This is a genomic window from Pseudomonas segetis (assembly GCF_900188155.1).
Taxonomy (GTDB): Bacteria; Pseudomonadota; Gammaproteobacteria; order Pseudomonadales; family Pseudomonadaceae; genus Aquipseudomonas; species Aquipseudomonas segetis.
In genome coordinates, this window is record NZ_FZOG01000005.1 from 208769 (window position 1) to 228590 (window position 19822).

Consider the following 19822-nt stretch of genomic DNA (forward strand, 5'->3'; position numbering starts at 1 on the left):
ACGTTTAAATCAATTTTACAAAAAACTGGCCTGTCCCTTATTGGCGGCGGCTAATTGGCTACTTGCGATTCGCCGCCAGCGGCAGTCGTCCCGGTTTTCAAGTATTGATCCAGCGGTATCAGCAGGTTTTGGGCTTGGCCCAGTTCATTCGAAAGTGCCTGGGCTGTTGTGATCATGTCGGTGGTCAAGCCCCTGGTCGCTGCAATGTTCTTTTTGGCGTTGTTTGTGGGCGAACTGTCCATGGTTGCTGACTGTATAAGCAGGGCCAGGCCGAGATTTTTGTCCACCTTCACGCCATCACCACGCATATAGAGCATGCCCAGATTGCCGACGGCAAGGGCATCGCCTTGCGCTGCTGCCTTGCGATACCACTGATTGGCCTGCGCAAAGTCCACGGGAGTGCCACGGCCGTTTTCATAGAGCACGCCGAGATTGTATTGCGCGTTGGAGTTGCCTTGCTGCGCGGATTTCTCGTACCAGCTAACTGCCTGTGTTTCGTCCTTGGTGACCCCGATGCCTTGTTCGTACATCAGAGCCAAATTGAACTGGCCATAGGGGTTGCCTGCTTCCGCGGAGGTGCTGAACTCCTTGAATGCCTGCGGCAGGTCACCGGCTTGATAGGCCGCAACACCTTCCTCCAAGCCGGCTTGCGCCGGTCCACTCGTGAAGCTGAAAATCGCCACGAGCGCCAGGGCTGTAGTGGGAGGAAGTATTCGGTTCATTGCTTTCATCTGAAAGTCTCTTGCTCGCTGGTGAAGACCGTTGACCTATGTTTAACACGTAATGACAGCCAGGAGCAGACCCCGGTTTAGGCAACTAAGGTTTAATCTTGCCCTATCCCTCGATATTGGTGTACTCACGCCTCTCGCGGAGCTTCTGCAGTCTTGGCGGCCACCTCTGGCTCAAGCCATAAGCCCGCAATTTTGCAGGTTGCGACCGGTAGGAGTCGGCCATTAACGGCCCCTCACAAGCGACCGATACCGGCCAAAAAGCATACGCTCGGCTAGATCCGCGATCGATCAGAAGCGAACATTCCCCTCAGGCTCAGGTGAGAGGTTATTCGTAACGCTTATGGCAAATCATCTGGCAGGACACACCAGCATGGCGCCTACACCAATAATAACCATCGGGCGACTCCAGTCGTACTGTCGACAGGAGGTGCAGGCCCCGGTAATGTTACTCACCTACCAAAAACTCACCTCTTAACTTAGGGAGTTTTGGTGCCCTGAGAGAATACTCAGCTATAAAGGACTTTATGGACAGCACAGCAATTCAATCACAGCTAGATGCAAATCGACGATCTGTATCTTTTGATAGCTACGATGTCACTGTCAGACAACTTTACGACATGATCTCGGAAGACATTATTGATGTTACACCCGAATATCAAAGACACTTCGTCTGGAATCAGGAGAGACAATCTCAGTTGATTGAGTCGATTTTGCTAGGAATTCCGGTTCCAAGCTTGTTTATGGCCACAAATAAAGATTCTACCTGGGAGGTAATTGATGGTCTTCAGAGGCTGACAACAATTGTAAATTTTATCGGCAACAAAGCCGCAATTGATAAAATCAGCGAAGACTGTAAGCCATTAAAACTAAAAGGTCTCGATAAGCTCGATACATTAAATGGATTTGAATTTGACCAAATTCCAAAATCTATTCAGCTTATGTTTATGACGCGCCCGATAAGAATCACCGTTCTGAACGACAGAAGTGATTTCGATCTACGTTTTGATCTTTTTGAGCGACTGAATACCGGCGGGGTTATTCTTCACCCCCAAGAAATTAGAAACTGCGTGTACTTAGGTCCATTTAATCAATTCATAAGGGAATGCTCAAAGTTTTCATCATTCAAAAATTCGGTAAAAGTTGGCGCTAACGCTGAAAAAAACGGAAACCTTGAAGAGCTGGTTTTAAAATTCTTCGCTTATTACGAAAGTCGCGACCAGTTTGTTCATAGCGTAAAAGGATTTCTTAATGATTACATGGCACAAAAAACTCAAGCTTTTAAAAACAAAAAAGAGCTGAAATTTTTATTCGAATCAACATTTACTCTGCTAGAAGAAATGCTGCCCGATGGGGTTGTTCGATCGAACAGGAAAAACACTACCCCATTGATTCTATTTGAAGCCATAGCCATAGGAGTCGCTGATGCATTGAAAGGTGGCAAGGTGGTTGACCCCCAAAAGCTTAAAGATCTGCTAGACAATAAAACTCTAACCGTGCTAACAACGGGGGCAACTAACAGCAGAAAAAAATTACTTGAAAGAATAATGTATGTAAAGGATAACGTATAATATGCTTTTCGAGGGTGTAAGAGCTTTATCTAGAGAGCGACTCGCAGAAGTTCAGCAGCTCTTAAATCATATTGTCTCTTTAGAGCCAGAGGATGTAACTACCCCTCACCCGCCAGAAGTAAAAATACTGCGAGGTTTTTTCTACGTACACCTATACGCTGCCCTCGAAAAAAGCATCAATGAAGCAGTGCAGTTGACTTTACGACTGATCGCATCTCAGAATACTCCTGCCAAAGACTATAAACTTAGCTTTGGAAGCGTGGTCGCTCGCGGACGGCTTCAGGCGTTTAAGGGCTGTAGCTATAAAGTATATAACGATAATGCATCCTCGATATTTTCTAGCTTGGAATCGAATGAGATAACAAATATCGATGAGTTTCAGTTTTCAGACGTATTAATGAACGTATGGACAAACTCCATATTGGAAGTTTTTAACTCCTTTGGAATCGCAAGCTTCGTAGTGGAACCGCGAGTGCGCACTACAATAGATGAACTCGTAGAAAACCGAAATAAAGTAGCTCACGGGCGCGAAAGTGCATTAACGGTAGGGGAAAGGCATCGATCAAGAATTTTGCGGGATAAATTCTCAATTGTTACAAACCTAATAGACTCAGTAATTGCTCATCTAGAAATTTTTTATAACACCAGGGCCTTTTTAAAAGTGAATTAAAGACGTGCTGAATTGCACTTGGTTTCCTAAATTCTTTGGCTGGCTGCTTGTTGCCGAACTCTGCGAAGTCGGCTGCAATCGGCCAAAAGCGGTCATCGACTGTCTACAAGACCAGGGCGCTTCAACCTGATTAAAGCCGGAGCGTGAATAAAACTTCTGAGCCTTAGTGTTTTTAGTACATCGAGTCACATGGATGGTTCGCCATATGTCTCGCAACCAAGCTTTTGAATGGTCGAAAGGTCACTAAATTTGGCTGGCCGTATGGAAATATCGGTCTTGGTCATATGTGTAACGCTTGGTTAAGGGGCGGGGTTTAGCCCGTCCCAGTGAGCGAAGCGAACGATTTTAACCAATTATTAGAAGCCTTTGGTGATTTCGGACCTAAATGCCGCATGCATGTTATAAAAGTATTCACTCAAATACTTAAGCGCTGCAAGAGTGTTTGGTATTGGCGGGTGATCTAAGCTGTATGCTTGGACTAAATTGTCATTTTCGTCGAGCAATAGCGTGCACTTTACGAATTCTTTTTTCGCTTTGAATTTTCCAAGTATTGATTCCATGGTTTCAGGTTGTATAGAGGATTTCTTGGAGTCCTGAACACTGTTTGTTGATTCTGGATAGCGAAAATACGTGCTTTTTGGGTCGGAGCCACTAATTAATTTTATTTTACTTTCTATGCCCGGTTCCAGGCTCCAGTCGGTTCGTGAAGGTAGCTCAGGAATTAGGGGTATGAATATTTCTTGGAAATAATTGAATAGATCTAGAAGGTTGTGGGTGTTTGATAGGGGAACCCATTTTGTGTTGACTTTTATAGCTGGCTTCTCTTGTGAAAAACCCTGACCATACGTTAGGCCATATTTTTTGTGAAGTATTACGATAAGTGACTTTAGAAACAGCTCGATTGCATGCCTCTGTAGGTAACAAGTCGGGAGTATGCCAATCATTAGATTTTTTACCTCCCGTAGGGAGTCGGCAGCTTGCGAGAAATTGCATGCTGTAATTCCTAAACCACCATCATAGTGTGTATTCGGCGGAGTTATTAGGTAGTTCATATTGGCTTCTAACGATTAAGCTAAGGAGCCGGCTCTGCCGGTCCCAGCGAGCGGAGTGAGCGATTTGAGCACATTATTAAGGGCGACTACGGACAACTGCATTTGAGTAGCTCCCGACCATAATAGTAAATAGTGCTCAATTCCTGAATGTGTACTTCGGTGCAGCCAATCCGCTTTAATAGTGCCTTGAAGGAATTTTCTGAAAGCTTGACTCTCTTAGCATGGCAATGTCGTACAAATTCATTGAATCGGCGATGGTCGTTAGGGTGGGTAATGCTGCCGCCAGATATGTTGTAGAACTGAACAAATAGTTGTTTAGCCCTCGGCGGAAGCCCTTTTAATTCCTCTGGGTCTACTGTTCTGTGCCACATGATTTTGAGAGAGTCCCTAACGATTAAGCTAAGGGGCAGGCTTCGCCGGTCCCAGCGAACGAAGTGAGCGCTTTGAGCGCATTGTTAGATGCCTTAGCCACGACCCTCAACTTCGGCGAGCTCAAGTACTTTATAAAGAAATGATTCGTGCTCAAAACATAGTTCCTCGTTTATTAATACCAACGGTTGAACTGCGGCAGCAGCAAACACCCATTCTTGGGTTGGTATTGCACCGTCAGCTTGAGGTGGTAACGCCCAGCCGGGAGCGCCATGTTCTTCAAGTAGTCTGGCCAAAGCTTGTAGTCGGAAAAGCACTGCACTGCCTTTGCTTGGCTGGCCATGAAAGCGCTTGGCAATCAAAAGCATTATGTTTCCTAAATCCCTAGCTTCTTCAGCTTCGCCTGCAATGTGCCATAGATCTTGAAATGTAACTTCTGCTTCGTTAATGCGGTTTAGATATTCCACAAAGCCTCCAAAGGCACCTAACTATTAATTAGGCGACATTGCTGTCGCATAACACACCTTGAGCTGTCTGATAACATCCGTTGTCATTCAGTAATCTCCTGATTTGCATAGATGCGAAAATGGCAATCGCGACTAAGCCAGGTGAAAAAACGGTATGTAAAGCCAACACGTACCAAGCCAGCCAAAGCAACGTAATGGCTAGACGCTACTGATCGGCATCAAGGCTGTCTAGCTGACGTGTCAAAAAGTGTCGAAACTACAGCGAAGAAAAGCAGATGTGAGTTAGCTATAACCCAGTAATCGCAAGGCTTAACGGAAGAGCGCGGGCAGAAAATAACGGCTCGATTTCCCTGGATCAGTGAATCGCAAATATTCTTGTAGACACTCGATGACCGCTCTTGGCCGAAAGCAGCCCGTCACTAGTGTCAGCTTTTGGCCAAAAACAGTTATTGATCACTTGTAAGCGCTCCTCTTTCAGCGGTGCAATGTCAAAATCCCCAGAGGCCCGGTCAGCCATCGCAGCCAACTGCATTTGCTGCATGAGTTTTTCAGATGAAGCCAAACGTTTCGTGGAGCGCGTGGGTACTCGCTCCATGACACAAGTGAAGAGGCGATCGTTCAGCGCCTTCTTCATAGTACTCATGGGGCAAGAGTGCTTGGTGATCTTGCAGTACAACGCAGCGTATGAGCCATGCCCAGGCTAGGATGTAAAACGATCACTTGTCGTTTCCGTAATATTTGACTCCAATGCGGATGATGTCCCGACTCTGGTCTTTACGGTGATGGTTGGTGTCGCGCAGCGAGTAGATGCAACCGCAGTATTCCTGCTGATAAAAACGTTCGCGTTTACTGATTTCGATCATCCGCGCCGAACCGCCACCCTTGCGCCAGTTGTAGTCCCAATAGGTCACGCCCGGGTATTTTTGTGCACTGCGGATACCGCTGTCGGTGATTTGCTGCATGTCTTTCCAGCGCGAGATGCCGAGGGAGCTGGAAATCACACGGAAGCCGTTTTCATAAGCGTAAAGGGCGGTACGCTCGAAGCGCATATCGAAACACATGGTGCAGCGCACGCCGCGTTCAGGTTCGTGCTCCATGCCTTTGGCGCGCTCGAACCAGTTGTCTGTGTCGTAGTCGGCATCGATAAACGGCACGTTGTTATCTTCCGCAAAGCGGATGTTCTCGTCCTTGCGCAACAGGTATTCACGTTCGGGGTGAATGTTCGGGTTGTAGAAAAAGATGATGTAGTCGATGCCTGACGCCGTGATTGCTTCCATCACTTCGCCCGAGCACGGCGCGCAACACGAGTGAAGCAACAGCTTGTCCGCACCTTCGGGAAGGCTGAGTTGGGGCCTTTTGAGGTCTGTCATGGCGGTGTGTCCTGGGTCTATCGGTTCATATGAGCACCGGCAGGCGTGAAGGGCTCCGATGACCCGTTGGCAGAGGTGGCCGTGAGGTTTTGAAGGTCGGATCAGTGCCCGAGGTATTCACGAAAGGAGTAGATACTCAAGCACCCTCATGTACCTCAAGGTTGCAATACTGGCCTTTGAAATACAGCAAGGGCTGCGTCGCTACAGCTTCCTGCAGGTTCAGGGCTTTGACTTCACCAATCACGATCATGTGATCGCCGGCGGCGTATTCTGCGTGTATTTCGCAGTCCAGCCAGTGAAGGCAGCCAGAAATGACCGGATTACCGAGAGGGGAGGTCTGCCAGTCAATGCCCTGCCATTTTTGAGTGCCTTTGCGGGCGAACTGGTTGGAAATGCCAGCCTGTTCATCCGACAAGATGTTCACGGCGAATCTTCCGGCCTGGCGAATCCGGGGATAGCTGGCCGAGCTGCACATGACGCTGAATGACACCAGCGGCGGGTTCATCGACACACTGTAGAACGACTGGCAAGTGAAGCCGACCGGCTCGTTTTCGAAGTGTGAAGTGATCACCGTGATGCCGGAGGCGTAGTGCCCGAGTGCTTCACGAAAGATCAAGGGCTCGATGGTTGTTGTAGACGGTGGCATGGCAATTCCTGAAAACGGGAGCGGGCCGCAAAGCCCGCGTACCGCTGCATCATCAGCGTGATAGTGAGAGTTCGCGTCGAACGATGTCTGCACCGGCGCTCAATGCATTCAACTTGCCCCTGGCCACCTGACGGGGCAGGGGAGCCATGCCGCAGTTGGTGCACGGCAAGAGCTTGTCGGCGTCCACAAACTGGAGGGCCTTGCGCAGGGTGTTGGCCACTTCATCGGGTGTTTCAATGGCATGGTTGGCCACATCAATGGCCCCGACCATCACTTTTTTGCCACGAATCAGCTCAATCAGGTCCATGGGGACATGGGAGTTGTGGCATTCCAGCGAGACGATATCGATGCTGGATTTTTGCAGTTTGGGGAAGGCCTCTTCATATTGCCGCCATTCCGATCCCAGGGTTTTTTTCCAATCGGTATTGGCCTTGATCCCGTAGCCGTAGCAAATGTGCACAGCCGTTTCGCACTTAAGGCCTTCGATTGCTCTTTCCAGGGTGGCAACGCCCCACTCGTTGACTTCATCAAAGAAGACGTTAAAAGCCGGCTCATCAAACTGGATGATATCCACGCCCGCCGCTTCCAGCTCGCGGGCCTCCTCGTTGAGGATCTTGGCAAATTCCCAAGCGAGTTTTTCGCGGCTTTTATAGTGGTTGTCGTAGAGCGTATCGATCATCGTCATTGGGCCAGGCAGCGCCCATTTGATGGGTTGATCGGTTTGCTGGCGCAAGAACTTGGCATCCTCAATGAACACCGGTCTTTGACGGGTTACCTCGCCAACTACCGTGGGGACGCTGGCGTCATAGCGGTCACGAATACGCACGGTTTCACGTTTTTCAAAGTCAACACCGCTGAGGTGTTCGATAAAGGTGGTGACGAAGTGTTGGCGAGTTTGCTCACCGTCACTGACGATATCGATACCGGCCTGTTGTTGTTCTTGCAGTGACAGGCGCAAGGCGTCCTGCTTGCCTTCGACGAGCTCCGCGTCTTGCAGCTTCCAGGGTGACCACAGGGTTTCAGGTTGGGCCAGCCAGGCAGGTTTGGGCAGGCTGCCAGCCGTTGAAGTAGGTAGCAGTTTTTTCATGAGGGATGACCTTGTAGGTGGAGTAAGTCAAAGAGCGTAGTGAGCAGACCACTGCTCAAGAACAGCTTGGTAAGGTTTGATAAAGTGCTCTTCAACAAACTTGCCCTGTTCGATTGCCAGGCGGCTGCGCTCTTCCCGGTCGTACACAATGCGGGTCAGCGAATAGTCCTGGTTCTTGAGGCTGGGCCGGTAGGACTTTCCGGCGGCCGAGTTCGCGTTGTAAATCTCTGGCCTGTAGATTTTCTGGAAAGTATCCATGGTGCTGATGGTGCTGATCAGTTCCAGATTGGTGTAGTCGCCGAGCAAGTCGCCGCAGAAGTAAAAAGCCAGCGGCGCAACACTGTTGGGAGGCATGAAGTAGCGAACTTTCAACCCCATTTTCCTGAAGTACTCATCGGTCAGCGAGTATTCATCCTGCAGGTACTCGGTTCCCAGGACAGGGTGCTGGTTTTCAGTACGTTCATAGGTTTTGCTGCTCGACACACTCAGGCAGATGACCGGCGGTTTTTTGAAGTTCTCTTTGTAGGTGTCCGAGTTCACAAAGCACTTGAACAGCTTGGCGTGCAAGTCGCCAAAATCGCTGGGCGTGCTGAACTCGGCCTGCCCCTTGTTGTACCCCAGTAACAGCACGCTGAAGTCATAGTCACGTACATAAGAGGAGAAATTATTGCCGACAATACCGTCGATACGTTCGTGGGTATGCAGGTCCACCACGGTGGTTTTCAATATCTCAATCAATGGAATGGCATGACTGGTATTTTCGGCATCCAGATTCATTTCGGCGGAAATGATTTCAAGTTCGATCCTGTAACGATCCCCTTTGGGATTGTCCCAGTGCGCCAGGGTATTAAAACGATTGTCTATCATCGTTAGGGTATTGCGCAGGTTTGCCTGACGGCTTTCACCCCGGGCCAAGTTGGCGAAGTTAGTGGTGATTCGCGTATTTTCGGACGGCTGATAATGCTCGTCGAAGCGAATATTCTTGATCTTGAAAGTGAATGCGTTGCTCATTGGAAACGGACGCCCTGATGTCGGGATGCATATGAGTTCATATGATCTTTAATTAATACGCATTCTAGGGTGGGTCTTTGATTGAGTGAAAATGAATTGATTTCACTGAAACGTTAGTTCGTCTCATGAACTGTTTCGGGTGAAGTGTGTATGCTTCTGGATCTAGATTGCCCTGATTCTGTTTATGGAATAATTTGAAGCTTATGGCGCATTTCTGTCCGTCATCAGCGTCAACTTCTGGCCGACGCTTGCCCGTCGCGAGCTGCAGGTTTCAGCCAAAAGCAGCCTGACGCAACTGCGATGGAGTCAGAAATGATTATTCAGTTTGATGACTTGCCCAGTGCTTCATTTCTTCGGCAATAAAGTGGTTCACCAGGTCCCGAAACATTTTTTCGATTGCGTCTGGGCTTAGGCCTGCTTCCATTGCCCAATTGCGCCGTGTCATCAGCATGGCATCGAATCGATCCGAAGCCCGTACCGAGGCCGCAGAGGTCTTGAATTTAGAGGCAGCAACTACGTATTGAAAACGCCTTCCTAGTAACTGGACAATCGCTTGATCCAGGGTGTCGATGTCGCGCCGGATATCTTCCATGCCTGCGCACTCGGCGGGAGGCATCTGATTTATAACATCCATGTAGATAATTGCTTTTGTAGATAGAAGCGGTAGGTACAAATTGGTTCTGCGCAGATATTACTTATTAAAAATAATAGGGGTGCAGCATGCTATTGGTTTGAGTGTTCGAGCCGAAACAAAATAGCCGTGGCCTGCGCTCCAGTGTTTTGCCGGGATACCCGCAGCATCTTCCACACATGCCATCTATAACACGCCTCTCAGATTGCCCGCTGGTTTACGCGTGCCATCAGTTGTTCTGCCGACTCCTTGCGTTCCGAGTAGCGATCCACCAGAAATTCCTGCTGGTCGCGCAGCAGCACCGTGAATTTCATCAGTTCTTCCATTACGTCTACAACCCGGTCGTAGAAGGGGGAGGGTTTCATTCGCCCGGCCTCGTCAAACTCCATGTAGGCCTTGGGCACCGAGGATTGGTTGGGGATGGTGAACATGCGCATCCAGCGACCCAGCACGCGCAGTTGATTGACTGCGTTAAATGATTGCGAGCCGCCACAGACCTGCATCACCGCCAGGGTTTTGCCCTGGGTGGGGCGAACCGCGCCGAGTTCCAAAGGTATCCAGTCGATCTGTGCCTTGAATACCGCTGACATTGCGCCGTGGCGCTCAGGTGAACACCAGACCTGGCCTTCGGACCACAGCACCAGTTCACGTAACTCACGAACCTTGGGATGTTCGACCGGCGCGTCGTCAGGCAATGGCAAACCGGAGGGGTTGAAGATGCGTGGTTCAGCGCCCAGGTGCTCAAGCAGGCGCGCGGCTTCCTCCACCAGCAAACGGCTGAATGAACGCTCGCGGGTTGATCCGTAAAGCAACAAGATGCGTGGTTTGTGCGAAGCCTGTGTCGGATTTTGCACGCCCTCTAACAGGGTTTGATCCAGGTTGGGCAGGTGTTCAGACATAAATTCTCCTTAGAGCCTGCCGATTCGATCAAGCTCGGTTTTGAGCTCATCACGGCTTAAGCGGTTGAAGGGCAGTGCGAGAAAGGCTTTGCAACGTCGCTCTATGTGGGCGAGGGTGGAGCGGAAGGCGGTGTCAATCGCGGTTTCGTCACCAGTCACCTCTGATGGGTCGGCAAGCCCCCAATGGGCCTTGAGTGCCAGGCCAAAATACACCGGGCAGCTTTCGCCAGCTGCTTTGTCACAGACGGTGATCACGATATCTGGCGGGTTATCTTCAAAGGCGTCGTTGCCTTTGCTGTATAAGTTTTCAATCGAGATCCCGGCCTGCTGCAAAGTGGACAGGCTGCGGGGCAGCACTTGGCCCTTGGGGAAGCTGCCGGAACTCACAGCCTCGAATCCCTGCGGTGCCAGGTGATTGAACATGGCTTCCGAGAGGCTACTGCGACAGCTGTTGGCTGTGCACATGAACAGGATTTGCATGGGTTACTCCAGATGTCAGAGGTTCAGGCGTTTGACTCGGCTCGGGGTCAGCAACAGGCCGTTTCGCGGACGGGGCGACCATCCATGCTTTGCAGGCGTGTGGCGTTGTCCTGGAGCCAATGGGCGTTGGCGCTGGAGGTCAGTTGCAGCACCTGTAGAACCCAATCCGGCAGGTCGGGGTTGAGGCGGTAATAGACCCACTGGCCCTGGCGTCGATCAAGCAACAGGCCATTACTGCGCAATAGTGCAAGGTGGCGACTGATTTTCGGTTGGCTCTCGTTGAGCGCGCACATCAACTCACAAACGCAAAGCTCGCCTTGTTCAGATATAAGCAGCATGGCTCGGGTGCGGGTTTCGTCGGCCAAACTCTTGAACACCTCGGGAGGCTGGATCATGTGAAGCGCTCTTGGTATGTGGATATTCGAATATACGTATTTTCATATATGAGATGCAAGACATAAAACCGGAGCAGGTCAGACTGTGGGTAAGGCTCAGTGTCGGGAGGACTGTGCTCGGGGTGTTGACGCCAGGTGAGATAATTGTTTGCCGGGTGATGAGCAACTACTCTGTGTGCCTCGTATTGTTGGATGAGGAAAGAGTGATGAGTTGGTCTGCACAGCAGTATTCGAAGTTTGAGCAACAACGAACTCGGCCTGTTCGCGACCTTGTCGCCGCAGTTGCGAGCGATGTGCGGCTTGCTGTCGATTTGGGGTGCGGGCCAGGCAACTCGACCGAGGTGTTGACGCAGCGCTATCCAAATGCCGTTGTGATGGGCATCGACAGTTCCGAGGATATGCTGCAGAGCGCTCGCCAGCGTTTGCCGCAGCTTGATTTCGAACTGGCGGACATTGCCGCATGGCAGCCCACTCGACGCTTCGACCTGATCCTGGCCAATGCATCGCTGCAATGGGTGCCGGATCATGCTGATCTGTACCCGCATCTGGTCGCCCAGTTGGCGCCGGGTGGAAGCTTGGCGGTGCAGATGCCAGACAACCTCGCTGAGCCTGCACATGTGCTCGCTCGTGAGATTGCAGTACAGGGGCCGTGGGCCGACAAGATCGGTGACGTCAAGCATAACCCGCGTCACTCGGCGGACTTCTATTATGAGTTGCTCAGCCCGCATTGCAGTGTGGTCGATGTCTGGCATACGACCTATTACCACCCATTGGCGCAGGGGCATCAGGCTGTAGTGGAATGGTTCAAGGGTACGGCTCTGCGTCCGTTTTTAGCCAAGTTGACGGCGGCAGAGCAGGGCGTATTTCTCGATGATTATCTGGCTCGAATCAGCCAGGCATACCCGGCACTGGCTAATGGCACCGTGCTGCTGCCGTTTCCACGGCTTTTTGTTGTCGCCCAGCGTTAGCCTTTTGGCTCTGCCGACTGTAATCCGGTTGCTTGCATTGACTCCGTGAATTGATCTGCTTGTTGTTCTGTAGATCCATTTCTGCTAGTTTTGATTCTGTAGATTATTGGCGGGGTGGTATATATGACCGCAGTTATACAGACTCAGGATTTTTCCAAGAGCCAGTGCGTGGCAGGGCTGCGGGCGGCGCTGAATATACTCGACAAGTGGCAGGCATCGGCCGAACAAGCCTGCCGGGTGCTGCGTATTTCACGCAGCACCTACACCAGGGCAAGGCAAAACGACGCCGAGTGGACAGTCGGCCTCGACGCTGACCAGATGCAACGCATTAGCTTTGTGCTGAATATCCATGCCGCGCTGCGCCTGGTGTTCGACAACCCTGAAAACGTCTATGGCTTTGTCTCGATGGCCAACCGCAACGAGTTCTTCAATGGCCGTACGCCACTGGAGATCATCGCCCAGGGCGACATGATTTCGCTGTACGAGACGTTCCGGCGCATTGATGCGTTGCGCGGTGCCCAGTGGTAAGGCTGGACAGCCTTGAGGTCTTGGGCGGCGAGGATTTACAGCTGCATCGCTTGGTCAATTCCAAGTTTCCGCCTATCGACTTGTTCGATGACGTTGCCGATGTGGCTGATTTCGAAACCATTTATCAGCTACAGGCCCTGACCAATCCAAGATTGCTCAACCAGGTCGGTCGGCTGGAGTTGATCGCGCGCAGTGAGATTCCATTTGGGATCACCGGCTGTTCCTACGCAACGGCGCCGTTTACCCATGTTAATCCGGCTGGCTCACGCTTTAGCGACGGCAGTTTTGGGGTCCTGTACATGGCGGATAAGATGGATGTAGCCATTGCCGAGGTGCGTCATCACCAGGGGGTGTATTGGGCGAACGTCGAAGGGTTGAACTACGAGCGTTTTGTCTTCCGGGGGCTGACCTGCACTATCTCCGATGCGGGCATGCTTGATGCAACCAAGGTGCCGCTGTCGGACCCCATATATGACCCTGATGATTACACCCAGGCTCGTCAGCTTGGTCAGCAAGCCAAACAGAACAATTGCCCGGGCTTGCGCTACAACTCGGTGCGTTCGCCTGGCGGTATCTGTTGGGCGCTGCTGACGCCACGACCTGTAGCCTCAATCATCCAGGCGGCCCATTATGAGATGGTCTGGAATGGGCACATCATCAGCGTCAGTCGGATCAGCACGCTCTGAGCAGAGCCGGCTCAGGCCTCACTCATTTGGCTTTGCCTCGTGGTTGCAGGGAATCACTCGCTTGACCAGCTTGCCGATGGTCATGCCCTGAACCAGGATGGAAAAAACCACCACCAGGTAGGTGAGGGACACCACCAGGTCACGCGCCTCGCCTGGCGGCAGCGACAATGCCAGTGCTACCGAGATACCGCCGCGCAAGCCGCCCCAGGTGACAACACTCCAGGCACCTTTGGGCAGCCGGAAGCGTTGGCCGAGCAGGGCAATCGGCACCCCGGCAGTCAACAGTCGTGCGAGCAGCGTCAGCACGATAATCATCAGGCCGGTGACCACAAGCGAATTGGAGAACTGGATCAGAATCACTTCCAGGCCGATCAGTACGAAGAGCACGGCATTGAGGATTTCATCGATCAGCTCCCAAAACATGTCGACGTTCTTCTCGGTCTGTTCAGACATTGCATAGGAGCGTCCCTGATTGCCGACTATCAGGCCCATGACCACCATCGCCAACGGGCCGGAAATATGCAGGTGTGCTGCGATGGCATAGGCGCCCAGCACCGCTGCCAGGGTGATAAGTACTTCTTCCTGGTAGCTGTCTATGCTCTTGAGCATTCGGTAAGTGACATAGCCGACTACTGCGCCCAACAGTATGCCGCCGCCGGTTTCCTTGAGCAGCAGTTGCGAGGCTCCTGATACCGAGGGCGCTTCACCGCTGGCAATCATCGCCACAATGAGTGAAAACAAGACGACGCTGACCCCGTCGTTAAACAACGACTCTCCCGAGATCACCAGTTCAACGCTCTTGGGCGCACCCGCTGACTTGAGGATGCCCATTACCGCGATAGGGTCGGTCGGTGAGATCAGGGCACCGAAAACCAGGCAATAGGAGAGTGGCAGTTGCAAGTCAGTCAAGGTCAGCAACTGCCAGAGAACAAAGCCGATGAGGAGCGTTGAAAGGGTTGTGCCCACGACGGCCAGCGAGGCAACTTGCCACCTGTAAGCGCGCAGGTGCGACAAGTCAACATGGAGTGCGCCGGCGAACAGGAGCAACGACAAAATGCCCTGCATCAGCAACTCGGAGAAGTCGATGGACTTGACCAGCGATTGCTCAAGGCTGTGCAGGGTGTGAAAGCCCAGTGCATCGAGTGACATGTTGAGCAACGACAGCGCCAGGGCAATCCCCATTACGCCGATCGCAGGCGGCAAGCCTATATAACGACGATTAAGGTAGGCGAGCGCCGCCGTGATGCAGAGAAATAGCGCAATGATGTCGAGCATGGTGCGGGGATTTCCTTACTCAGCTAGCGCCCCTTTGTTGAGCTGGGGCTGCCAGCGACTGACTTCCAAGGCATAGAGCATACACCTTGCCCAATCAGCAAACCCCCGTTGCGGTCGGCGACGCGGTTTCGACTGGTTGTCAGCAAAGCGGTGTCCTCGGATTTTTTTAGGTTTTTGTAACGGATTGTTTGCGGCAGATGCTGAAACCCAATAACCTAACCAGTAAGTCAGGATTTGACTGGCATGCAAAGGCTCTCTTTTTCAGCAAGCGCATTGCTGAAGTGCAATACATAAGCAAAAGGGCAGGTCGATAACTGCCCAGAGGATGATTTATGTCCAACCGTGATATATCCAGGCGTTCCTTTCTTCAGGGCGGGCTGGTGGCAGGCGTGAGCGTGACGCTTATGCCACTCGGCAGCAAGGCCATGGCGGCCTTGATGGAAGACAGCGTGACCGTGCCGTCCGAGCAGTGGCTCGGCAACAACGGCAAGGCGCGCTCGCGTAATGATGCATTGTCCAAGGTGTGCGGCAGCAAGGTCTTTGCCCGTGATATTCGGGCCAAGGACATGCCGGGTTGGCCCGCGCAGCAGGGGCATGCCATGCTGCTGAAAACCATCAAGGCCGATCGCATATACGCAGGCATGGATCTGTCGTGGCTCGGCGCCGAGTTGCAGCCAGACCGAATCGTTACCGCCGAAGATTTGCTCAACGATGGCATTGTTTTCCCCGAGGAGCATGCGCCCGATCCACTGTTGCCTGTTGGCAAGGTGCCAATGTTTATTGGTCATCCGGTGGCGATTCTGATCTGGAATGATTTCGAGCGTTTTCGTCAGGCCAAGCTCAAGCTCAAGTTCAATGACAAGGCGATTCGCTACGGTGACAAGGCGCCGCTGTACCAGGCAGACCCTTACGGCAGCTTCCGCTATGTGCGGGTCGGTGGTGCCACATCCGCAGATGAAGACGAGTTCGCCAGCCTCAAGGATTCGATCCTGTTCCCGATGCTGCGCAACCGCCGTCCGGTATGGAATTCGCAGCCGGACCTGCACGGCAACCTGACCGAGCGCGGGCTTTTCTATGCCGAGCGCATGAAGCAACAGATCGACAATCCATCAGATGATTGGCTGGTGTTCGACGAGCGCTACAAGACCCCTTCGATCGAGCCTGCCGCAATGGAGCCCGACAACGGCAATGGCTGGTTCGATCCTGTAAGCAAAACCCTGCATTTCGTGGTGGCAACCCAGTGCCCGCATGAGGCCGCAACGGAAACGGCGAAGATGATCGCACCTTCGCGTTTCGGCCTGGCCAAGCTGAACATGCATCCTGGCTACACAGTTGGCTACGGCTCCAAGGATCACAATATATTTGTCTACTACGCGGCACTTGCAGCCCTGTATGGCGCAGGTGTGCCGGTACGTCTGGCCAATGATCGCTATGAGCAGTTCCAGAGTGGAATCAAGCGTCATCCATTCGATATCCGTTACCAACTGGCGGTCGACAAGAACGACCATAGTTTCAAGATTTTCCGCGCTGAAATGACAGTCGATGGCGGTGGGCGGGCCAACTACAGCCCTTCGGTGGCGGCAGTCGGAGCCACCGCTGCACAGTCGATCTACTACATGCCGCAGAACGACTTGCAGGTGACTGCCTATCACTCGCGCGCGGTCGAGGCTGGGTCAATGCGCGGTTACGGGACGCTGCAGAGCATGGCGTCCACCGAGATGATGGTCGACGAAATTGCCGGACGTCTGGGCATTGATGCTATCGACCTGCGCAAGAAGAACGCCATGGTTTCGGGTATGAAAAATACCCAGGGCGCGGTGCCGGGCGGTGCGTTGCGCCTGCATGAAATCCTCGACAAGGCAGCTGTGCATGAGGTCTGGAAAAATCGCGATGCGCTCAAGCAGCAACGCGAGGCGCAGGATCCGGATCACTGGCATGGCGTTGGCTTCGCTATTTGCCAGAAAGACTTCGGTACTGGCTCCGAGGCGCCGATGGCCAGTATCGAATTCACGGCCGATGGGCACATCAGTCTGCGTCACATCGGCATCGAAATCGGCACAGGCATGTCGACGTCCCAGGCGCTGGTCGTTGCGGATTTCCTCGGCATGCCAGCCACTGAAGTAAAAACCGGCGAGACCGAGTGGAAGGAGCTGCAGCTCACCAGTGGCGGTAATCCCTACACCATGAGCCAGGCAGAGCAGGACAGCTTCCTGCGTAATCCGCGTTGGGTCGGCAAGTTGGCCTCTGCCTCTTCGGCAACCAATTCAGCCTACTACTTTAGCCACGCCACGCGTGAGGCTGCGCGGGTGCTGTTCAATCATGGACTGTGGCCAGCGGCCTTGCAGATATGGCGCCAGGGCCCATATGGCGGTCAGGCCAACCCCTATGTGGTGCGCCGCGAGGATGCGCATTGGGTCGATGGCAAGCTCACCGCCAACGGCATGCAACCACTGAGCTTTACCGAGCTGGCCAAGCACGCCCATGAGCGCGGCCTGGTCACAGGCGCGACCGTGCACGCTTTTAACCGCTGGAGCTGGGCCGAGTCCGAATTCAGCATTGATGGCGTTCGCGAGCGTTTGCCCCTCGACGGCCTTGCAGTGAAGTATGGTGACGGGGCTGCGCAGGTTAAAAAGGCGCAAATGAGCAGCGCCGGCTTTCATTTGCTCGATCGCCAGAATGTGCATTACCCGGACACCCAGCTCAATAACGCTGCGGTGACTTACTACAGCCCGGTAGCAACCCTGGTGGAGTTGAAGGTGAACAAGGGCACCCATGAGGTGCAGGTACTCAATCATCATTCCTGGGTCGAATGTGGCCGGGTGTTGGTTGAAGAACTGGTCAAGGGCCAGCTCGAAGGCGGCATCGCCATGGGCATCGGTCATGCGCTGATGGAAGAAATGCCGCTCTATGAAGGCGGGCCGGGAGAGGGTGACTGGAACTTCAACCGCTACCGCTTACCCATGTCGCGCCACGTTGCGGTCTGGAAGCAGAGCGCGGAAATCCTGCCGCCGCTGTCGGCGAGCGATCCATCGAAGGGCATTGCCGAAGTGGTGATGATTCCGGTTGTCGGCGCCATCGGCAATGCCGTTGCCCACGCCATTGGTAAACGCATTCGCGACTTGCCTATCACTTCTGCGCGAATCAAGGAGGCCCTCAATGGCTAATCGTCCGCTGCAACTGACCCTCAACGGTAAAGCCGTGGACTCGGCGGACATCCCCGATGATCTGCCGATGATCGATTACCTGCACGAATACGAAAACCTTACTGGCTCGCGCCTGGGCTGCGGCCAGGGTATCTGCCATGCCTGCGTGGTGATAGTCGACAATCCCGACGGCACCAGTGAAGAGGTGCGCACCTGTATCACCGGTGCGCATTATTTTGCAGGGAAAAAGGTTCGCACAATCGAAGGCCACGCCAGCCGTGATGAGCAGGGCAAGGTTACCGAGCTGAACCCGATCCAGCAGCGCTTTGTCGATGAGTTTGCCTTCCAGTGCAGCTATTGCGCTCCAGGCTTCGTCAATGCTGCGACCTTGTTGGTCGAGAAACTTCAGCGCAAGCCGGTCGTCAACAGCCAGCTGGAGCAGGTCATTGAAGACAGTCTTGGTCATCACATTTGCCGTTGCACTGGCTATGTTCGTTACTTTAGCGCCACGCGCAATGTGCTGACCGATCTCGGCCTGGTCAGGGAGGGCTAAGCATGAAGCATTTATTTCTGCGCCTGAGCCTGGCACTTGGCCTGGCCGCCCCGTTGCTGTCGGCGCATGCCGATGGCCAGGTCGAGCGCGGCGCCTATCTCGCCCGTGCCGCCGACTGCATGGCCTGCCATACCAAACCCGGTGGCGCGCCCTATGCCGGTGGCCTGCCGATTGTCTCGCCCTTCGGCACCATCTATGGCACCAATATCACCCCAAGCAAAGAACACGGCATCGGCTTGTATAGCGATGAGGAGTTCTTCGCCGCGCTTACCCAGGGCAAGCGTCGCGATGGTGCCAACCTGTATCCTGCAATGCCCTACACTTCGTACCACCTGATGCCACGTCAGGACTCGGATGCGATTCACGCCTACCTCAAGACCATCGAGCCAGTCGAGCGCGACGCACCGCAGACCAGCCTGAGCTTTCCGTTCAATATTCGGCTGGGCTTGATCGGCTGGAACATGATTTACGCCGAAGATTTGCAACTGCAATCGGCTGAAGGCAAAAGCGCGCCATGGAAGCGTGGCCAGTACATGGTCGATGTGCTTGGCCATTGCGGCGAATGCCACACGCCACGGGGTGAAACCGGTGCCATGGAACTGGATAAACGCATGGCTGGCGGTGTGCTCAATGGGTACCTGGCACCATCGCTGTTGAGTGATGACCTGGCCGCTCGCGGCTGGAATCACCAGGACCTTGCATCATTCCTCAAGCATGGCATGAGTGCGCAGGGCACCATGTTCAACGAGATGTACCCGGTGTTCCATAACAGCACCCAGCACCTGACTGATGCTGATCTGGCAGCCATGGCGACATTCTTGCTCGGCGATCAACCGCCAGAGGCTAAAGCGCTGGATGAAGTGGCATTCGACAAGCTCAGCCCAAGTGCGCAAAAGGGTCGCCAGCAATACCTGAATGTATGTGCTGGTTGTCACGCTGCACAAGGCGAGGGCAAGCCACATATCGCGGTCGCCATGCGCGGCAACACCACATTGCGCCTGGATGATCCGCGCAACCTGCTACGGGTGATTGAGGATGGCATTGCTGAGCAGCAGTTCACTGGTTTCGAGCGGATGCAACCGATGCCGGGTTTTGCCGACAAGTTGAGTGATCAGCAGCTTACCGACCTGCTCAATTACCTACGCCAGAGCTGGGGTGGCAAGCCCGGTGACCTGGCGGTCAGCGATATCCAGGCTTTGCAGGCGCAAGCACCTTCCGCCGAGCATTAACTGCACTGCATGTAAGCTCGAAGGACAAGCAACCCGCTGCCATCAAGTCTGTTGGTAGCGGGTT

The 19822-nt window shown here is 53.2% G+C and carries 21 protein-coding genes; 8 read left to right on the forward strand and 13 right to left on the reverse strand.

The window, feature by feature from the left end:
• Window positions 1-50 precede the first annotated feature (50 nt).
• A complete protein-coding gene (locus tag CHB79_RS16880; protein ID WP_089360742.1) occupies window positions 51-731 on the reverse strand; it encodes a tetratricopeptide repeat protein in 681 nt (226 codons plus the stop codon).
• 524 nt (window positions 732-1255) lie between these two features.
• On the opposite strand from CHB79_RS16880, the gene CHB79_RS16885 reads away from it, so the two are divergent.
• Complete coding sequence (locus tag CHB79_RS16885) at window positions 1256-2299, forward strand: DUF262 domain-containing protein (protein ID WP_089360743.1); 1044 nt, start codon at window positions 1256-1258, stop codon at window positions 2297-2299.
• A gap of 1 nt (window position 2300) precedes the next feature.
• Window positions 2301-2969, forward strand: coding sequence for an MAE_28990/MAE_18760 family HEPN-like nuclease (locus CHB79_RS16890; RefSeq protein WP_089360744.1), 669 nt, complete (start codon window positions 2301-2303; stop codon window positions 2967-2969).
• A gap of 356 nt (window positions 2970-3325) precedes the next feature.
• On the opposite strand, the gene CHB79_RS16895 is transcribed toward CHB79_RS16890, so the two are convergent.
• The 11 genes from CHB79_RS16895 to CHB79_RS16940 form a co-directional block, all read right to left on the reverse strand.
• On the reverse strand, window positions 3326-4021 hold the full coding sequence (locus CHB79_RS16895; protein ID WP_141133433.1) for a hypothetical protein: 696 nt from the start codon (window positions 4019-4021) through the stop codon (window positions 3326-3328).
• A 464-nt stretch (window positions 4022-4485) separates the two neighbouring features.
• Complete coding sequence (locus CHB79_RS21945; RefSeq protein ID WP_141133434.1) at window positions 4486-4857, reverse strand: hypothetical protein; 372 nt, start codon at window positions 4855-4857, stop codon at window positions 4486-4488.
• 355 nt (window positions 4858-5212) lie between these two features.
• Complete coding sequence (locus CHB79_RS16900; protein ID WP_141133435.1) at window positions 5213-5500, reverse strand: hypothetical protein; 288 nt, start codon at window positions 5498-5500, stop codon at window positions 5213-5215.
• Window positions 5501-5573: 73 nt separating this feature from the next.
• Entirely contained in the window at window positions 5574-6227 is a 654-nt protein-coding gene (locus CHB79_RS16905) for an epoxyqueuosine reductase QueH (protein WP_089360747.1), read from the reverse strand.
• Between the two features lie 136 nt (window positions 6228-6363).
• Complete coding sequence (locus CHB79_RS16910) at window positions 6364-6873, reverse strand: flavin reductase family protein (protein WP_089360748.1); 510 nt, start codon at window positions 6871-6873, stop codon at window positions 6364-6366.
• A gap of 52 nt (window positions 6874-6925) precedes the next feature.
• Entirely contained in the window at window positions 6926-7960 is a 1035-nt protein-coding gene (locus CHB79_RS16915) for a methionine synthase (RefSeq protein ID WP_089360749.1), read from the reverse strand.
• 27 nt (window positions 7961-7987) lie between these two features.
• Window positions 7988-8971, reverse strand: a complete 984-nt coding sequence (locus tag CHB79_RS16920) for a DUF1852 domain-containing protein (RefSeq protein ID WP_089360750.1) — start codon at window positions 8969-8971, stop codon at window positions 7988-7990.
• A 316-nt stretch (window positions 8972-9287) separates the two neighbouring features.
• On the reverse strand, window positions 9288-9605 hold the full coding sequence (locus CHB79_RS16925; protein WP_089360751.1) for an isochorismate lyase: 318 nt from the start codon (window positions 9603-9605) through the stop codon (window positions 9288-9290).
• A gap of 197 nt (window positions 9606-9802) precedes the next feature.
• Window positions 9803-10501, reverse strand: coding sequence for an arsenical resistance protein ArsH (arsH, locus tag CHB79_RS16930; protein ID WP_089360752.1), 699 nt, complete (start codon window positions 10499-10501; stop codon window positions 9803-9805).
• A 9-nt stretch (window positions 10502-10510) separates the two neighbouring features.
• A complete protein-coding gene (locus tag CHB79_RS16935) occupies window positions 10511-10981 on the reverse strand; it encodes an arsenate reductase ArsC (RefSeq protein ID WP_089360753.1) in 471 nt (156 codons plus the stop codon).
• Window positions 10982-11028: 47 nt separating this feature from the next.
• A complete protein-coding gene (locus tag CHB79_RS16940) occupies window positions 11029-11376 on the reverse strand; it encodes a metalloregulator ArsR/SmtB family transcription factor (RefSeq protein WP_089360754.1) in 348 nt (115 codons plus the stop codon).
• Between the two features lie 206 nt (window positions 11377-11582).
• Between CHB79_RS16940 and tam the strand changes: the two genes are divergently transcribed.
• The 3 genes from tam to CHB79_RS16955 all read left to right on the forward strand — a co-directional run bounded on the left by tam (window position 11583) and on the right by CHB79_RS16955 (window position 13558).
• Window positions 11583-12344 carry a trans-aconitate 2-methyltransferase gene (tam, locus tag CHB79_RS16945; RefSeq protein WP_089360755.1) on the forward strand — a complete coding sequence of 254 codons (762 nt, stop codon included), beginning with the start codon at window positions 11583-11585 and terminating at the stop codon, window positions 12342-12344.
• A gap of 123 nt (window positions 12345-12467) precedes the next feature.
• Window positions 12468-12872 carry an antitoxin Xre-like helix-turn-helix domain-containing protein gene (locus CHB79_RS16950; protein WP_010488852.1) on the forward strand — a complete coding sequence of 135 codons (405 nt, stop codon included), beginning with the start codon at window positions 12468-12470 and terminating at the stop codon, window positions 12870-12872.
• Window positions 12866-13558, forward strand: coding sequence for an RES family NAD+ phosphorylase (locus CHB79_RS16955; RefSeq protein ID WP_089360756.1), 693 nt, complete (start codon window positions 12866-12868; stop codon window positions 13556-13558). Before CHB79_RS16950 ends, CHB79_RS16955 begins: the two co-directional genes overlap by 7 nt.
• Window positions 13559-13576: 18 nt before the next feature.
• On the opposite strand, the gene CHB79_RS16960 is transcribed toward CHB79_RS16955, so the two are convergent.
• The gene (locus CHB79_RS16960; RefSeq protein ID WP_089360757.1) at window positions 13577-14833 is read right to left on the reverse strand and encodes a cation:proton antiporter; all 1257 of its coding nucleotides are present in this window, start codon (window positions 14831-14833) and stop codon (window positions 13577-13579) included.
• A 332-nt stretch (window positions 14834-15165) separates the two neighbouring features.
• On the opposite strand from CHB79_RS16960, the gene CHB79_RS16965 reads away from it, so the two are divergent.
• Genes CHB79_RS16965 through CHB79_RS16975 form a run of 3 tightly spaced genes read left to right on the forward strand, consistent with a single transcriptional unit; the run spans window position 15166 to window position 19758 of the window.
• The gene (locus tag CHB79_RS16965; protein WP_089360758.1) at window positions 15166-17997 is read left to right on the forward strand and encodes a xanthine dehydrogenase family protein molybdopterin-binding subunit; all 2832 of its coding nucleotides are present in this window, start codon (window positions 15166-15168) and stop codon (window positions 17995-17997) included.
• On the forward strand, window positions 17990-18529 hold the full coding sequence (locus CHB79_RS16970) for a (2Fe-2S)-binding protein (RefSeq protein WP_010488848.1): 540 nt from the start codon (window positions 17990-17992) through the stop codon (window positions 18527-18529). Before CHB79_RS16965 ends, CHB79_RS16970 begins: the two co-directional genes overlap by 8 nt.
• A gap of 2 nt (window positions 18530-18531) precedes the next feature.
• Window positions 18532-19758, forward strand: coding sequence for a c-type cytochrome (locus tag CHB79_RS16975; protein WP_010488847.1), 1227 nt, complete (start codon window positions 18532-18534; stop codon window positions 19756-19758).
• The last annotated feature ends 64 nt before the right edge of the window (window positions 19759-19822 follow it).

Coding starts and splice junctions, on each gene's coding strand:
- CHB79_RS16885 (WP_089360743.1), top strand. CDS start 1,256: ATGGACAGCACAGCAATTCAATCACAGCTAGATGCAAATCGACGATCT.
- CHB79_RS16915 (WP_089360749.1), bottom strand. CDS start 7,960: ATGAAAAAACTGCTACCTACTTCAACGGCTGGCAGCCTGCCCAAACCT.
- CHB79_RS16900 (WP_141133435.1), bottom strand. CDS start 5,500: ATGAGTACTATGAAGAAGGCGCTGAACGATCGCCTCTTCACTTGTGTC.
- CHB79_RS16970 (WP_010488848.1), top strand. CDS start 17,990: ATGGCTAATCGTCCGCTGCAACTGACCCTCAACGGTAAAGCCGTGGAC.
- CHB79_RS16920 (WP_089360750.1), bottom strand. CDS start 8,971: ATGAGCAACGCATTCACTTTCAAGATCAAGAATATTCGCTTCGACGAG.
- CHB79_RS16940 (WP_089360754.1), bottom strand. CDS start 11,376: ATGATCCAGCCTCCCGAGGTGTTCAAGAGTTTGGCCGACGAAACCCGC.
- CHB79_RS16895 (WP_141133433.1), bottom strand. CDS start 4,021: ATGAACTACCTAATAACTCCGCCGAATACACACTATGATGGTGGTTTA.
- tam (WP_089360755.1), top strand. CDS start 11,583: ATGAGTTGGTCTGCACAGCAGTATTCGAAGTTTGAGCAACAACGAACT.
- CHB79_RS16975 (WP_010488847.1), top strand. CDS start 18,532: ATGAAGCATTTATTTCTGCGCCTGAGCCTGGCACTTGGCCTGGCCGCC.
- CHB79_RS16890 (WP_089360744.1), top strand. CDS start 2,301: ATGCTTTTCGAGGGTGTAAGAGCTTTATCTAGAGAGCGACTCGCAGAA.
- CHB79_RS16950 (WP_010488852.1), top strand. CDS start 12,468: ATGACCGCAGTTATACAGACTCAGGATTTTTCCAAGAGCCAGTGCGTG.
- CHB79_RS16910 (WP_089360748.1), bottom strand. CDS start 6,873: ATGCCACCGTCTACAACAACCATCGAGCCCTTGATCTTTCGTGAAGCA.
- CHB79_RS16905 (WP_089360747.1), bottom strand. CDS start 6,227: ATGACAGACCTCAAAAGGCCCCAACTCAGCCTTCCCGAAGGTGCGGAC.
- CHB79_RS16880 (WP_089360742.1), bottom strand. CDS start 731: ATGAAAGCAATGAACCGAATACTTCCTCCCACTACAGCCCTGGCGCTC.
- CHB79_RS16935 (WP_089360753.1), bottom strand. CDS start 10,981: ATGCAAATCCTGTTCATGTGCACAGCCAACAGCTGTCGCAGTAGCCTC.
- CHB79_RS16960 (WP_089360757.1), bottom strand. CDS start 14,833: ATGCTCGACATCATTGCGCTATTTCTCTGCATCACGGCGGCGCTCGCC.
- CHB79_RS16965 (WP_089360758.1), top strand. CDS start 15,166: ATGTCCAACCGTGATATATCCAGGCGTTCCTTTCTTCAGGGCGGGCTG.
- CHB79_RS16925 (WP_089360751.1), bottom strand. CDS start 9,605: ATGGATGTTATAAATCAGATGCCTCCCGCCGAGTGCGCAGGCATGGAA.
- arsH (WP_089360752.1), bottom strand. CDS start 10,501: ATGTCTGAACACCTGCCCAACCTGGATCAAACCCTGTTAGAGGGCGTG.